This window comes from Streptomyces sp. ITFR-16 (genome assembly GCF_031844705.1).
Classification (GTDB): Bacteria; Actinomycetota; Actinomycetes; order Streptomycetales; family Streptomycetaceae; genus Streptomyces.
In genome coordinates this window covers 1724193-1738849 of record NZ_CP134609.1, presented here as the reverse complement: position 1 = coordinate 1738849, position 14657 = coordinate 1724193, and the positions used below count along the sequence as shown (strand labels likewise).

General features: G+C 66.6%; 10 protein-coding genes. 8 read left to right on the top strand and 2 right to left on the bottom strand.

What is annotated here, in order from left to right; all coding sequences use genetic code 11:
* Positions 1-78: 78 nt before the first annotated feature.
* A complete protein-coding gene (locus tag RLT58_RS07600) occupies positions 79-1221 on the bottom strand; it encodes a C40 family peptidase (protein ID WP_311309630.1) in 1143 nt (380 codons plus the stop codon).
* Between the two features lie 580 nt (positions 1222-1801).
* On the opposite strand from RLT58_RS07600, the gene RLT58_RS07595 reads away from it, so the two are divergent.
* A complete protein-coding gene (locus RLT58_RS07595; protein ID WP_047471334.1) occupies positions 1802-2548 on the top strand; it encodes a DNA-methyltransferase in 747 nt (248 codons plus the stop codon).
* A gap of 99 nt (positions 2549-2647) precedes the next feature.
* On the opposite strand, the gene RLT58_RS07590 is transcribed toward RLT58_RS07595, so the two are convergent.
* The gene (locus RLT58_RS07590; protein ID WP_311309629.1) at positions 2648-3583 is read right to left on the bottom strand and encodes a DUF5655 domain-containing protein; all 936 of its coding nucleotides are present in this window, start codon (positions 3581-3583) and stop codon (positions 2648-2650) included.
* 171 nt (positions 3584-3754) lie between these two features.
* Here RLT58_RS07590 and RLT58_RS07585 point away from each other — a divergent pair, with 171 nt between their 5' ends.
* The 7 genes from RLT58_RS07585 to RLT58_RS07555 all read left to right on the top strand — a co-directional run bounded on the left by RLT58_RS07585 (position 3755) and on the right by RLT58_RS07555 (position 14566).
* Positions 3755-4012, top strand: coding sequence for a DUF8825 domain-containing protein (locus RLT58_RS07585; protein WP_311309628.1), 258 nt, complete (start codon positions 3755-3757; stop codon positions 4010-4012).
* Between the two features lie 56 nt (positions 4013-4068).
* Positions 4069-4305 carry a hypothetical protein gene (locus RLT58_RS07580; protein WP_311309627.1) on the top strand — a complete coding sequence of 79 codons (237 nt, stop codon included), beginning with the start codon at positions 4069-4071 and terminating at the stop codon, positions 4303-4305.
* A 327-nt stretch (positions 4306-4632) separates the two neighbouring features.
* A complete protein-coding gene (locus tag RLT58_RS07575) occupies positions 4633-6204 on the top strand; it encodes a TIGR02677 family protein (RefSeq protein ID WP_311309626.1) in 1572 nt (523 codons plus the stop codon).
* Positions 6204-7625: a DUF2398 family protein gene (locus tag RLT58_RS07570; RefSeq protein WP_311309625.1), complete on the top strand. Its 1422-nt coding sequence runs from the start codon at positions 6204-6206 to the stop codon at positions 7623-7625. The genes RLT58_RS07575 and RLT58_RS07570 overlap by 1 nt, the downstream gene beginning before the upstream one ends.
* Complete coding sequence (locus tag RLT58_RS07565; protein WP_311309624.1) at positions 7622-11959, top strand: TIGR02680 family protein; 4338 nt, start codon at positions 7622-7624, stop codon at positions 11957-11959. Before RLT58_RS07570 ends, RLT58_RS07565 begins: the two co-directional genes overlap by 4 nt.
* Positions 11956-13215, top strand: coding sequence for a TIGR02679 family protein (locus RLT58_RS07560; protein ID WP_311309623.1), 1260 nt, complete (start codon positions 11956-11958; stop codon positions 13213-13215). The genes RLT58_RS07565 and RLT58_RS07560 overlap by 4 nt, the downstream gene beginning before the upstream one ends.
* A gap of 184 nt (positions 13216-13399) precedes the next feature.
* A complete protein-coding gene (locus RLT58_RS07555; protein WP_311309622.1) occupies positions 13400-14566 on the top strand; it encodes a serine/threonine-protein kinase in 1167 nt (388 codons plus the stop codon).
* Positions 14567-14657: the final 91 nt, after the last annotated feature.

Genomic DNA, 14657 nt, shown 5'->3' with positions numbered 1-14657 from the left:
TTCGAATGAGCGCACGCCAAAGCCCGGTGGGGCGAACCAGCGGTGCGAGGGGAGGTGAGGAGGGGGGAGGAGCGCCGGTCAGACGACTCGGCGGGCCGCGAGAATCCGCGATTTCCAGGACGCGACGGTGGTGATCCGTACGACGTCACCGGTGTGCGGGGCGTGGACGATCAGGCCCTGCCCGATCGCCATCCCGACGTGTTCCGGTACGGCGGCCGTCCCCTCGGTGAAGAGGAGGTCGCCCGGCTTGAGGGCATCGACCGAGACGGCCTTGCCGTCCTTGACCTGCGTGTACGTGGTCCGCGTCAGGGTGACCCCGGCGGCCTTGTACGCGCCCTGCATCAGAGAGGAGCAGTCGCAGCGGCCCATCGGGTTCTTGCCGTGGGAGTCGGTGCACGTGCCGCCCCACTGATACAGGGTGCCGAGCTGGCCGAGCGCCCACCGGATCGCCGTCTGTACCTTCGGCGGCGCGGAGGCGGGAATCTTGTACTCCCTCGGCAGTGCACCCGCCGGGATGGTGCCGAAGTCCGTCCCGTCGCCGTCCGCCGAACAACCCCCCGCAGAATCGGGAGAGGGGCTGGTGTCGGCAGAGCCGGACGGCGACGGGCTCGGCGATGCGCCGCCGGCCTTCTGCAGCAGGGGCTCGATGGCCTTCTGCAGGGCGGTGGCCAGCGGCTCCCATTTGGCGTACGCCTCCGGGAAGCCCGACTTCTGTACTGCCTGGGCGGCCTGGGTGACAGAGAGGGACTGCCAGCCGGAGACCTTCTTGAGCCCCTCGTAGAACTTCGTCGAGGCGTGCACCGGGTCGAGGATCTGGCTGGCCGTACCCCAGCCCATCGACGGCCGCTGCTGGAAGAGACCCAGCGAATCGCGGTCGCCGTAGGTCAGGTTCCGCAGGCCGCTCTCCTGCAGCGCGGTCGCCAGGGCGACGACCTGCCCTCGGGTGGGGATGTTCATCGCGACGCCCGTGGCCTGGATCGTCTTGGCGTTGGGCACCTGGTCGGCAGGCGCGTCCAGCCCCGGCACGGAGACCGAGCCCTTGTCGCCGCCGTCCAGGATGGCCTTCACCTGCTTGGCGACGGCGGAGGCGTCCACACCCTGTGCACCGTCGGTCGAGCACGAAGCCGAGGCGGTCCCGGCACCGATGCCAAGGATCGGCAGTGCCAGCAGGAGTGGTCCGGTGGCGCACAGACCGACGAGGGCTCCCGTCGTCTTCTTCACGGCCGCCGCCGTTCAGCGCGACGGTGGTGCGGACCGGTCGAGGGAGGTGGGTCGGGGCGCGGGTGTGTCAGGGCATGCTGCATCGCAGCGGCTCCTCGGCGTTCGAAGGAGACACGGTGCCGACTTCTCGTGCAAAGCCGTCGGCACCGCGCCGATGTGCATCCGCCTCTCGGCGGGCCCGGGTCAGAGGAGTTGGTAGCTCCAGGACGCCGGTTTCAGGTCACGCGCGGCAGCCAGCCGCGCTCGTAATCTCAGGCAGTGCACAGGGGCCTCCTCACGGCGCTCGCGGGCAGATGGGCAACATGCCTCCGACGCTGCTCGATTGGACGAGACGGCACGGATAAGCACAGCTCAGCGGTGGTGGAGCAGCGCTCCTTCCCGGTGGCACGGCGAGACAGTAGACCGGGATTCCGGCCGCGCCAAACGACTGCCATCCAGGGGCCCGAAGCAGGGAGCCACCTCGTTAGGCGCAGCCGGAATTCGCCGTTAACCTCCGCTGCAACCTCGCACCGGATGCGCGCCGTTGAGCGCTGCCCGGAGCAGGTCCAGACTCCGCCGCGCCCGAAGAGAGGCCCTCCCCATGAGCTACACGCTGCACCGAGGCGACGCCCTGACCGTCCTGAAGTCCCTCCCGGACGAGAGCGTCCAGGCTGTGATCACCGATCCGCCGTACAACTCCGGGGGCCGCACCAGCTCCGACCGGACCGGCCGTACCGCACGTGCCAAGTACGTCACGAGCAACTCGGCGCACGACCTCGCCAACTTCCCCGGCGAGAACCGCGACCAGCGCTCCTACCGCTCCTGGCTCACCGAACTGCTCACCGAGGCGTACCGGGCCTCGACCGAGCACGCGGTCGCCATGGTCTTCACCGACTGGCGACAGGAGCCGACCACCTCCGACGCCCTGCAGATGGCGGGATGGACCTGGAGCGGCACGATTCCGTGGATCAAGCCGTCCAGCCGACCCCGCAAGGGCGGGCCGAAGCAGGACTCGGAGTTCATCATCTGGGGCGTCAAGGGCTCCCTCGACAACACCCGCGATCTCTACCTGCCGGGGCACTACATCGCCTCCCAGCCCCGCAAGGGCCGAGTTCACATCACCCAGAAGCCGGTAGAGGTCATGCAGCAGCTCGTCCAGGTCTGCCCCGAGGGCGGCACCGTCCTCGACCCGTTCACCGGCAGCGGCTCCACCGGGGTCGCGGCCCTGCGCGAGGGACGCCGCTTCGTGGGCGTCGAGCTGTCCGCGCACTACGCCGACGTCGCCGAGGAGCGGCTGCGGGCCGAACTGACGAAGGACGACTTCGAGCTGGCCGGACCGGAGGCATGAGCGTGAGAGCGAAGAGAGGCCAGGGCCGGCGGCCCACAGACGCCAGAGGGGCGGCTGGAGCATCGACTAACCGATGCACCAGCCGCCCCTCCTGTTACGTCAGGCCGCCTCGAACGCCTGCCGGATCAGCGGCGCCGCCTTCTCCAAGTCGGCTGCCGAGACGACGCGGACCTCCAGGTCGCCGGTCCCGAGGTGTCCGATACCGCGCATGTCCCGGGTGAAGCCCTCCTCCAACTCGACCGTGTCCGGGTCGAGTCTGAGGTACACCAGGATCGCCTCGTGCTTCGGACGGAAGATTACCGACGCCACGTTCACCAACCGCCGGTAGGCGATGTAGTGCCGCAGGGACGCCACCTCCACCTCGCCCCATGCCGTGAGCGCCTCGTCCAGTTCCGCATACAGGTCCCGCAGGCACTCCGGCACCGCTCCTCCACCCGCAGGCGGAGAGACCGCCGAAGCCGTCGGCACGCTGTCCGCCACGGGTGCCCGCTCCCGATCCCGGCGAGACGAGGCAGCGCTCGGGAAGCCGGTCGCGGAGTCCACGAGCAGCAGCCCCAGTAGGCCACCGTCGAAGATCCGGTAGCGCACCAGGTCGATCCGCTCGGGCAATCTCTGCACCGCCACCCGGTCGTGGTGCGAGAAGCCCGCCGCGATGCAGATCATCCGCGGACGACGCCAGTCGACGGACTCGGCGGCCTCCGCCCCCAGCACCTTCCGCACAAGCGCCTCGAACTCGTGGTGCGCCGACTCCAGCCAGGACAGGTAGGAGACCGCCTGGGACATCACCCCGCTGTCCGAGCCCTTCTTGAACTCGATCACCACCGGACTGCCGTTCTCATCGAGTCCCAGGGTGTCGATCCGCCCCCGGTGCCAAGGCCCGGTCGGATACTCCGAGGCCAGGAAACGGACGCCCAGCATCTGCTCCAGGCCGGCCTCGACCCGCCGCTGCAGCTCCACCTCCAGCGCCACCGTCGAGCCGGCCAGCTCGACATCCCGTCCGTCCGCGTCCTGCCGAAACATCATCAGCTCGGCCACCAGCGCCCCCCTCCCGCGATCTCTGCAAGGAAGCCAATCGAACGAACGCCCTGGTTATTCCACCTCTAGCGCGCCGGACCGTCTGGTGGGGCCGGTTCACGCTGAGGGGTAGCGGAAGACGCCTGCGTGGCCGGTTGCCCGCGTAATCGAACATCCGATCTAATAGTTGCTATGCGCCCGTACGACTTCCCCCCAGACCTCCTACGTGACCAGACCGCCTGGTACAGCACCTACCGGCAGATCGCGGATGGTTCCTCGGCCGCCAGCCCGACCGAAGGTCGCCGCCGTCTGCTGGAGCTGTCGGCCCGGATCGCCGACCACCCGTTCTGGAGAGGATCGGCAGGAACCCCGGCTGCCCGGATGGAACTGAAGGAGCTGGCCCAGCGCAACGTCCCCAGCGCGACCCCGGCCGTCCGGCGGGCGGGGTGATCGACAGCCCGCGCGCACGATGGCCAGGCAGGGAAAACGACTGCGGGGTGGAGTGCATGCGCAGCGCGCCGATCGTCGTCCATCGTCCCTCGGCGGCGGGCGGCCGGCGGGTCACGGTTTACCGCCGAGGTCGTGACGAGATCCTGGGCACCGCCTACTCCGACCACGATCTGGTCGTCTTCCTCGAAGCGCTCGGCATCCCTGACCCCGACGGAGTCCTGAACGATCCGAAGTGGCTGGAGTGGCGCGATGGCCCAGACCGCCCGTGGCCCACCGCGCCCGAGGGGCACTGACCCGGTTCCGTACGAGGTCACCGTCCGCTGCCGCACCACCCGCATCGGCTGGGTCGATCCGGCTGACCTGGAGCTCAGCGCTGCGCTTCTTTTCACTGCAGTCCGTAGCCGTGCTGGCCACCGGGCGAATTCTGGCCAGATATTGCGGGCTCTATCAGCCCAGCGACTATCAGCTCACCTGATCCGAAAGCGGCTTCTCGGGAGATAGCTGCCTGAGGGCATGGCCGTTGAGCGGCTTCAGGGGCAACCTGTTCCGAGCACTCCGGCGTGATTGTCAGTGGCAACTGTCAGGGTAGGAGCAGTAGATGTGAACGAGGGGCGGTGTAGGTGCTGCAGCGTGATGACTCGGGAATCGCAGAGTCGTTCGATTTAGATTCGTTGACAGTGGGCGACCGGCTCAGACTGTTCAACTTCACCCAGCGCGATAACCACGTCGCGTACCTGTGGGTGCTGCGGGCGATGAATGTGCTGCGGGCTGTGCACCAGGTTCAGGTCCACACCGATGACGTGGCGAAGGCCTTGAGCGAACTTGCGGCAGCGCACGACGAGGTACCGAGTGCTACAGACCTGAACCTGCGGGCCATGCTTGACAATCTCGCGGCCGAGGACGAGCAGGTCCTCTACAAAGTGGAGGACGCGACTCGGTGCGGCAATCTGGCCGCTTACCGCAACCGCCAGTCGGTGTACCAGTTCACTGAGATCGGCTACCGCGTCTACTGCGCGGTGGAAGAGGTCATCGGGTCGCGGGTCCAGGACGCAAACCTGTCGCGTCTGGTCTTCGCCGACATCCTGGCGGACTTCAAGGCCCTGGCCACCGCGAACCGGCAGGGCGACCAGGACGAGGTCTACCGCAAGCTCACCCGGCTCGACAGCGTGCTGGAGGACATGACCCAACGGGCAGCGCGCTTCTATTTGACGCTCAACGACGTAGTCCGTACAACGGACATCTCCCCCGAGACGTTCCTCCGGTACAAGCATGCGCTGCTGGCCCACATGAGCGAGTTCACGGCCGAACTGGAACGCTATGCGTCCCGCCTGGCTGAGGCTGTGCATGAGGTGGAGGACACCGGGGTGGAGACGCTGCTGGAGCGGGCGGCCGCAGCGGACGAACGGCCCATGATGCGCCCGGCTGTACGGCTGGAGGACTGGCGGCGGCGCTGGATGGGGCTGCGGCAGTGGTTCTTGGCCGATGGCGCGGGCGGGTCCAGGGCGGATCAGTTGCAGGGCGCCACTCGCACCGCGATCTCTGGGGTCATCGCCTTGCTGAGGCAGGTCACGGAGTCACGCAGAGGCGGCGTGAGCCGCACTACTCAACTACGGCATCTGGCCGCGTGGGCTGCCGCGGCACCGGATGAGCAGGCGGCGAACGCTCTGGTCGCCGCCGCTTTCGATCTGCGCTCCGTACGGCATCTTTCGGGCGCAAACGATGATGACGACCAGATCTCGCCGCGTTCGACGTGGTGGGAGGCGCCGGGTGTGGAGATCAGCGTCAGCCTCTTCAAGCACGGTAAGAGGCCGGCGCAGGGAGGTCCGCAGCCGGTGCGGAAGTCCCGGGGCGCGCACGCCCGCCTGCGCGAGGCTCAACTGGCAGAGCGGGCCGCGGAACGGAGCGCGGCGGAAACTCTCCTGGAGCACGGACCTCATGATCGAGTACTGAACCAGGCGGAGACTCGCGCCGTGCTCAAGCTGCTGACCCGCGCCCTGGAGGCGCGAACGGTCGTCGCGGGACGTCTGCGCTCAGGCACCGGCAGCAGCGATGTGCTGACGCTGCGTCTTGTGCCCAGTGAACGCGGGAGTCGCGTGCGGACCGAAACCGGCACGCTGCACCTGCCCGGTTTCGCCCTGGAGATCAAGCCACACGGTGCGATGCGTCGCCGTCTCGGATCGGGGTCGCCTTGATGCCTGCCCAGCGCGTAGCCGCATCTGTGGAGCCCGCGGACCTCAGCTCGTACCAGCAGGCGGCCCGGCTCTTGTTGTTGCACAGCGTGGTCACCGAGACCTACCCGCGGACCAAGGCGCTTGCGTCGGTCCTGCAGTGGGCCGACGAACTGACGAAGGACTTCCGGGACCTTTTCGGATACACGCTGTCCACGAGTGCCCGTCATGCTCGCCTGCTGCGGCGGCTGGATACCTTCGACGAGAGCCAGGCGTTTCTCACGGTGAAGAGTAAAAAGCCCTTCGACCGGCGGCGGCTCGCATACCTGTGTCTGGTCCTGGCGGGCTTGAACCGGTCGCGGATAGAGATCACCCTCGCCGATCTCGTCAAGTTCCTTGCTCCGTACGCCAACGCCATCGAGTATCTCGGCTTCGACGCGACGGCAGCGGGCCACAAGGACGCGGTCGTTGACGTGATGGACTGGCTTGTCGACCGAGGGGCGCTGCGGATTTCCGACGGTTCCACCGAGGACTGGGCCCGCGACCACGATCGTGGGGACGCTCTGTTCGACATCGACCACGACACCTGCGCAGCCCTCTTCAAGCCCAACAGGCCCTTGCAGCACCTGACGAGTGCCGCCGGTCTGCTGGACACCCCGACCGCGGGCACCGGGCGGGACCCGCGTCGGCGTTTGGCTGCCCAGCGGGCCCGACGGATGCTCATCGAGCACCCGGTGGTCTACTTCGCCGGCATCGACCCGGAAACCGCGATCGCGCTGCGCCAGCCCACTCTGGCCGAGGACATCGCGCGTCTGACCGGTCTGCCCGTCGAGCGCCGGGCTGAGGGGATCATGCTTGTCGATACCACGGGGCGTTTCACCGACAAGCGTTTCCCGGGGCGAGGAGGAGCAGTCAACCGGACCGCCGGTCTGATACTGGCGAAGATCGCGGACCTACAGGAAGACCCCGACCGTTCCGGCAGCCTGCAGCGCCTTCTCCCACCTGACCCGCGAGAAGAACACGCGGACCTGCTGAGTCGCATCGACATGGCCCTGCCCGAGGCCGGCACACTCGAAGCCCTCGCTCATGACCCGCAGACAGACAACGGCCAAGGGGCGTACGGACCAGGAACGGAAGCCGACGCAGCCGAACAGCGGGCGGGCCTGCCGTTCGTTGAGCAAGGCGTGCTGGAGCAGATGATCACCGAGCTGTACGAGGAGTTCGGTCCGTCCTCGTTCACCAATAAATGGCAGGGCGATCCCGGAGGGCTTCTGGCCGAGGCCCTCTCTCTGCTGGCAGACCTGCGCCTGGTGCACCTCGTCCCTGGGGGAATCCTGGTGTGCCCTGCCGCGGCGCGTTACCGCAATATCACCGCCGTGCTGCCTCGACCTGCGTATGAAGGTCAGTTCGCCCTCGACTTCCCCCTAGAGGACACCTCTCGATGACGCTCATCCCGCATCCCCGCAAGGCCGATTATCCGGAGGCCCGATTCAAGCCCACGCGTGCGGGCGTGATCGGCCTGTGGGACTACATCGACGAGGAATTCGTCTTCGCCGACGGTCGCCTGGTGCTTCGCGGGCACAACGGATCCGGCAAGACCAAGGCCCTGGAGGTGCTCTTCCCCCTCGTGCTGGACGGCGTCCTAGACGCACGACGGCTGGATCCGTTCAGTGGCGAGGAACGGACCATGAAATCGAACCTGCTCTACAAGAAGCAGGAGTCCGCATACGGCTATGTATGGATGGAATTCGCCCGCACTGCCCCCGACGGCAAGGTCATCGAGGCTGTTACCGCTGGCATCGGCATGCGAGTGACGAAAGCGATGCCCTCGCCGGCCCGCTTCTACTTCGTCACCGATGGCCGCATGGGCCTCGACTTTGGTCTCCTGGACGATGCCTCGCGGCCACTGCGGGAGAAGGCACTGGCGAAAATGCTGGGCGAGGATGCCACGTACGAGACGGCAGAGGCATACCGCGATGCCATCGACGACCGGCTGTTCGGCCTTGGACGCGAGCGCTACAGCCAACTGATCAACCTGCTGCTCCAGTTGCGCCGCCCTCTCCTGGCCAAGGACCTGGATCCGGCCAAGGTGTCCGACACTCTCACCGCGGGTCTGCGCCCCGTCGACGAAGACCTGATCAAGCAAGCTGCCCGGGACTTCGAGAACCTCGCAGAGATCCAGGCGCTCCTCAATGCCTTGGCCGGGGCCGACACAGCCGTACAGAACTTCCTGCGTGAGTACACCAGTTACCTTCAAGTCCACGCCCGAGACCGCGTAGGCCAGGTCAAGGAGCGCACGCAGGCCACGGCCGATGAGTGCGCCAGGATCCTTCAGGCAGCGGAGGAACGGCGGACCGCCGACGGGCAACTGGCTGAGGCACGGCAACGCCGGGACACCGGGGAACGGCAGTGCAAAGAGATCGGCACACGCCTCGCCACCCTCAGGAATCATGACGCTGTTACGCAGCAGAAGGACCTCGACGAGCTACGTGACCGAGTGCGCGGCGAGAGCCAGGGCATCAAAGACAGCGACCGCCTCCTCAACGGCGCTTGGGGGCACCTCGCCACTCTCAAGGGTGAGGCAGCGAGGGTCGGCGAGCGGTGCGAAAAACTCAACGCAGCCGCATCACGGCACACCCGAGACCTCTTGGACGCGGCACGCCGATCCGGCATCCTCCTCGAAGAAGACGCACTGAACTTCGATGCCGCGTTTCAGACGCACGTCGTCGGCTACACGACCGCGCGCGAAACCGAACTCGAGGATGTGCGCCACCATCTCACCGCAGTCGAGCAAGCTATGGAGGATCAGGGCCGCGAGCAAAAACGTGTGGATAGCGCAGCTGCTGAACTCACGGAGACCGAGCAGAAGTCAGCTGCCGCCGCCGATCAACTCAGCCAGGCGCGCGCAGAGGCCGCCCATGATCTCGACCGAGTTATCGCTCGCTGGACCAACGACGGCGAAGCCGCGGTTCTCTGCCCCGCCGACCGTGCGCCCCTGCTCGCTGCTTTGGCCGCCGCAGGAGAGCCGGCAGCGATCCCGCTGCCTGAGGTCTTGCGCTCTCTCACTGATCAGCGCCGAACTGCTGCCCTCACCCGCGTCGAAACGCTGAAGAGGCAGTACGACGACATCTCGGACGCCCTGCACAAGACGCGAAGCGAGCGAGACAGGGTGGCGGCTGAAGAAGACGAGGCACCTCCGCTCAGCGACCTGCGGCCCGCCAACAGAGAGGGAAGGTCAGGCGCTCCGCTGTGGCAGCTCGTACGGTTCGCCGATCACATTTCCGATGACCACGCTGCGGCGGTGGAAGGCGCCTTGTACGCGGCCGGGTTGCTCACCGCATGGCTGCACCCCGGCTCGGAGGCCACCGACCAGGCACTGCGCGATAAGGTCGCCGATGCCTATTTGCGTCCACTGCCCGTCACGCAACGGCCCACCGGGAGCACACTGGCCGACATCCTGATTGTCGAAGACCAGGAACATGTGAGCCCCGAAGGTGTGCAAGCCGTCCTCGCTTCCATCGGTGTCGCGGACGAAGCTCCGACAGCCGACAGAGACATCGACACGGATAGCGCCCCTTGCATGACCGTCGAGTCGCATTTCTCCCTGGGCGTTCAGGTCGGTGCCCACCCCAAGGAACAGCCGGAGTACATCGGAGCCACTGCACGGGCTGCACGCCGACGTGAGCGGCTGAGCCGCCTCGATGGGGCCATCACCGTGCTGGAGACCCAGCTCACAGATGCCGAAGTCCAACGGCAGGACGCCCAGGAGGTGTTCGACGACTTCGACCGCGCGCGCTGCCAGCTCCCCAGCACCCAGATGATCGACGAAGCGGCACGCGACGTGGCGGTGATCGCCGGCAATCTCGCCGGAGCTCGCCGTCGCCTTGAGAAGGCTCGCAAAGACCTTGATGGTGCTGTTGCCCGTGCACACGAGAAGAAGCGGCTGCTGAGACAAGCCGCCACAGCCGCGCGGCTTCCTACGACCCGTGAGGAACTGAAAGGTGTCGCCCAGGCCGTCACCGATTTCGGCGCTGCCGGCAAGGAGCTTGCGGTATGTCGAGAACAGATCGATGAGGCCGAGAAGGACCTCGCGGGCCGCAAAGAGATTATCGAAGGGCAGGCACAGACCTACGCCGAGGAGGCCGAGCAGCTGCAGACACGCAAGGATGCTTTCGCCGTCCTGGAAGAGCGGCTACGTACGAGGCAAGAGACGCTTGAAGCACCGCTCCGGGAGATCCTCCAGAAGATCAAGGTGGCTGAGGGGCAGCTGGCGGAAGCAGAGAAGGCACACCGGCGTGCGGTGAAGGACGTCGAAGACCAGCGTGACCGGCTCATGAAGGCCAAGAACACTCTGGAGTTCGTCGGCGACGTCCTGACGACCGCCGTGCGTGAGCAGGTACGAACGACCCTCACCCTTGAGCCGTACGCCCGGCCGGACCTGCTCGGCCTCCTCGACACAGTGGTGGACACTGTCTGGGTACCGCGCGAAGTGTGGCCATCTGCCGAGGAGACCGTGCGGCGACTCATGGACATGCTGACTGCCCACGACACCTCGGTCACTGGCATCGAGGCAGCCCGCAGCGCCGTCCCTACGACCGTCATCTCCCTTGTCGACGCACTCGATGAAGCCACTCAGGGTCGCCGTATCACCGAGAGCCTCCTGAAGACCGCCACCACAAAGATTTCCACGGCCATCACCACGTTGGAAGGCGCCCTGCTCGGATCCGATCAGGGCTACCTCTTCGAGTGGGAGCAGGCTGGCGACATCATCCTGGCCCGGGTTACCGACAGCGAAGGCCCGGCGCCGGTGGCGGACTTCGCGCGCCGATTGGCCGAACAACTTGCCGACCATCGGGTATTGCTGGAGGAGAAGGAACGCACCGTCCTTGAAGACGGCTTGCTGACCGGGCTCGCCGAGCAGATTCACAGCCGCACCACCGCGGCCCGCGATTTGGTCAGAAACATGGACGCCGACACTCGGGCCAGGCCGATGTCATCCGGAACGACGGTCGGCATCCACTGGGTCGCCTCCGACAGCCTGACCGACTCCCAGAAGGCCGTCAGCAAACTGCTGGAGAAGGACGCGTCCGGGCTCGCCCCGGCGAGCTTGGCCGAACTCCGATCCCACCTGCGCAGCCAGATCCGCACCAAGGCCGCCGCAGACAAGAAGCAGAGCTACCAACACGTGATCGCCGAAGTCCTGGACTACCGATCCTGGCGCAAGTTCGAACTGCGGCTGTTCCGCCCGGGCATGAGTGAGGAGGAAAGGAAGAAAGGAGAAGTTCTCACCAAGGCCAAACACAGTGTGATGTCCGGCGGTGAGAAGTCCGCCTCCATTCACCTGCCACTCTTCGCCGCCGCCCACGCCCAGTACAGTTCCGCCTACCCCACCTGCCCACGCCTGATCGCCCTCGACGAGGCGTTCGCCGGCATCGACGAGAAGTACCGCCCCGACTTGCTCGCCCTCACGGTTAAGTTCGACCTCGACCTCTTCATGACCGGCTACGACCTGTGGATCACGTATCCCGACGTGCCGCAGATCTCGCACTACGACATGAAGCACGATGAGGCATCGCACACTGTCTCCGCCATGCTGCTGGTCTGGGACGGCGAACAGATCATCGACGACGTCGGATACCCCGGACCCGAAGATCTGGCCGCCGAGCTGCTCAGCTTCCGGCCAAGCCGCCGCGTTCCGGCCCACGCGGGGTTGCTCACCGACGTGCCTGAGGAAGAGCCGATGGACAGCGGCACTGAGGAAAGCGAGGGGGAGCAATGAGCCTGCCGACGCCCGACGCATACGAGCGCTATCGCGGCCCTGAGTTCGGCCGCCTTCTTGGAGCCGCCCGGCGCTCTCTTGAACGCAACGGAGGCGAGATCACCGGCTCTATCGGCCTGACAAATCCAACGCCAGATGAGCGCAACGCCATCATCGGCATCACAGGCGTGTATCGCTCGGCGGACGTCCGCCGAGTCTCTCTTCCGCTCGAGGCACTGGACCAGAACGTCCGCAACGTCACCGGCGCTTCCCTCCGAGAGCTCTTGGAACGACTCGGTCCTCCGCTGCGGTTTCGAGCCGACGAGCGGAGCGCCATTGATCAGGCCCGGCAGCAGCTGTTGGCCGAGGGAGAGGCCAGCACGCTTCACGTCCAGAACCCCTGGTACAAGGAGTGGCTGAGCGGTCTTGCCTCTGACGGGACGATCACTGGGCTGATCAATAAGAAGGACGAACGCCTCCTCATCCAGGCCATCCGCGTTCTGGAATACCTCTATGCACGCGCCAGCGGTTCGCCCCCGGTCATGCTGGCCGCCTTGGCTGACGCGACCACGGGAAACACCAAGACCCTCAACCCTGGCCAAGGCTCGCTGCCGACCCTCGTACTCCGTGCGTTGGCAACAGCACGAGGAGTTCCGCTCGCGGCAGGAGCCGAGGCCCGGCGCGAGCTTTGGGACGCGTTCGACGTCATCGTCGACGACCTGGCCAGCCGCGTCCTCGTCCTCAACCTGCCGGCGGCTGGTCGAGGGCTGGGGGAGTGGCTCACGGACGCGGCTCGATACGGCACCCCCTTCCACGTCACACTTCACCAGCTGGTCACCTTGCCCGTCACCGTGCACCTGCCGCTGGTGTACGTGTGTGAGAACCCGGCTGTCCTCCGCCGCGCCGCTGGAGAACTCGGCGCGAGCAGCCCGCCGTTGATCTGCGCCGAAGGCCGACCGTCAACGGCCTTCCACCGACTGGCCCGCTTGATCGTCAACGGAGGGGGTCGGCTCCTCTACCACGGGGACTTCGACTGGCCGGGAATCGACATGACCAATCAGCTCATCGGCCGCTACGGAGCTGAGCCCTGGAAGATGAGCGCTGAGGATTACCTGGAGGGGCTCCGGACCGAGGACGACCACGTCGCCTTGTCCGGAAAGGCCCGTAGCACTTCATGGGACCCGCGTTTGAGTAATGCGATGCAGGAGCATCAGGCGGCTGTCTACGAGGAAGGCGTAGCTGACGCTCTCCTGGCGGATTGGGGTGACCAACTCTGATCATGGGCAAGTGATGACCTGCTGAGCGGGCAGCCGACAGCCGCCGGGGCTGGATGCCCCACGTTAGAGCAGCAGAGACAACAGAACCCTGCATGCCCCGTGCAACGAGCGACTAGGCTTGATCGGCGCCCACGAATCTGGACCGGATGGCGCAGGCGTGCGTGTAAGGAGTGCTGAGCAACAGATGACGGGGACGCCCGAGCGGATCGGCCGGTACACCGTGGCCAAGGAGCTGGGCTCGGGCGGCATGGGGGAGGTGTACCTCGCCTACACCCCGGGTGGTCAGCCGGTGGCGGTGAAGCTGATCCGCAGCGACAAGCTGGACCCCGTCACACGGGCTCGCTTCGAAAAGGAAGCGCTGATAGCGCGCACCGTGATCGGTACCAACAGGGTGGCGCGGTTCCTGGAGGCTGACCCGTTCGCGGACCGCCCCTGGCTGGCGATGGAGTACGTGGCCGGACGTACCTTGCTGGCCTGCGTGGACCAGGACGGCGTTCTCCCCTTGCCGCTGGTCGCCAGTCTGGGCGCGTTGCTCGCCGAGGGGCTGAGCGCCGTGCACGCCGCGGAGCTGCTCCACAGGGATCTAAAGCCCCAGAACGTCATCATGGGCACAGAAGGTCCCATAATCATCGACTTCGGCCTCGGTGCGTTCATGGATGCCGCGAAGGAGTCGCTGTCCCACAGCGGGATGATCATCGGGACGGTGCGCTGCATGCCGCCGGAGCAGGCGAGCGGACATCCGAAGGTGACGCCAGCCGCGGACGTGTACGCGCTGGGCACGGTTCTGCTGTATGCGGCGGCGCACCACTACCCGTACGACGGTGCGGTGTGGGAGGCCGTCGCCGTGCAGGTGGCGAATCCTGACATCGGCCCGGATCTGAGCGGTGTGCCCGAGGGGCTTAAGCCACTGATCGCCTCCATGCTCGCCCACGTTCCCGAGGAGAGGCCGACGCTGGATGACGTTTCAAAGGCGTGCTCGACGCTGTTGAAGGCTGCTGGAAAGGCGCCGGCCGACGCACGACTCGCGCTGATCGCGCATACGACCGCGGGCGGTACGCCGGATGCGGCCAAAGAGCCGTTGTCCCCATCGTTCGAGAAGCTGCTTGAGGACCAGGCCGAGATCGCTGACGACGCGGGTCTGGACTCGCCGCTCGATAGTCCGCGAGGAACTGCTGAGGCGGAAGAGCCGGAACCGGAGGAGGCGGAGCAGGACGAGCCGCACCCCGACTCCGCCGAGGCCGTGAAGCCAAAGGCGGAGCCGAAGGCCAGGCCCACGGCCGTAAGGCCGCCGGCATCGAAGCGGGTCGCGGATGAGCTGAGGGCGGAGTACGCGGCGGATACCGCGCTTTGATGGCCAAGGTGTCAGTGCCTGGTGGGAAGCTAGAGGCGGACGGGCGTATGGGGTCGGCTTGGGCGCTGTCTATACGACTCGTGAATGGTGA

Coding starts and splice junctions, on each gene's coding strand:
- RLT58_RS07560 (WP_311309623.1), top strand. CDS start 11,956: ATGAGCCTGCCGACGCCCGACGCATACGAGCGCTATCGCGGCCCTGAG.
- RLT58_RS07555 (WP_311309622.1), top strand. CDS start 13,400: ATGACGGGGACGCCCGAGCGGATCGGCCGGTACACCGTGGCCAAGGAG.
- RLT58_RS07580 (WP_311309627.1), top strand. CDS start 4,069: ATGCGCAGCGCGCCGATCGTCGTCCATCGTCCCTCGGCGGCGGGCGGC.
- RLT58_RS07565 (WP_311309624.1), top strand. CDS start 7,622: ATGACGCTCATCCCGCATCCCCGCAAGGCCGATTATCCGGAGGCCCGA.
- RLT58_RS07585 (WP_311309628.1), top strand. CDS start 3,755: ATGCGCCCGTACGACTTCCCCCCAGACCTCCTACGTGACCAGACCGCC.
- RLT58_RS07570 (WP_311309625.1), top strand. CDS start 6,204: ATGCCTGCCCAGCGCGTAGCCGCATCTGTGGAGCCCGCGGACCTCAGC.
- RLT58_RS07595 (WP_047471334.1), top strand. CDS start 1,802: ATGAGCTACACGCTGCACCGAGGCGACGCCCTGACCGTCCTGAAGTCC.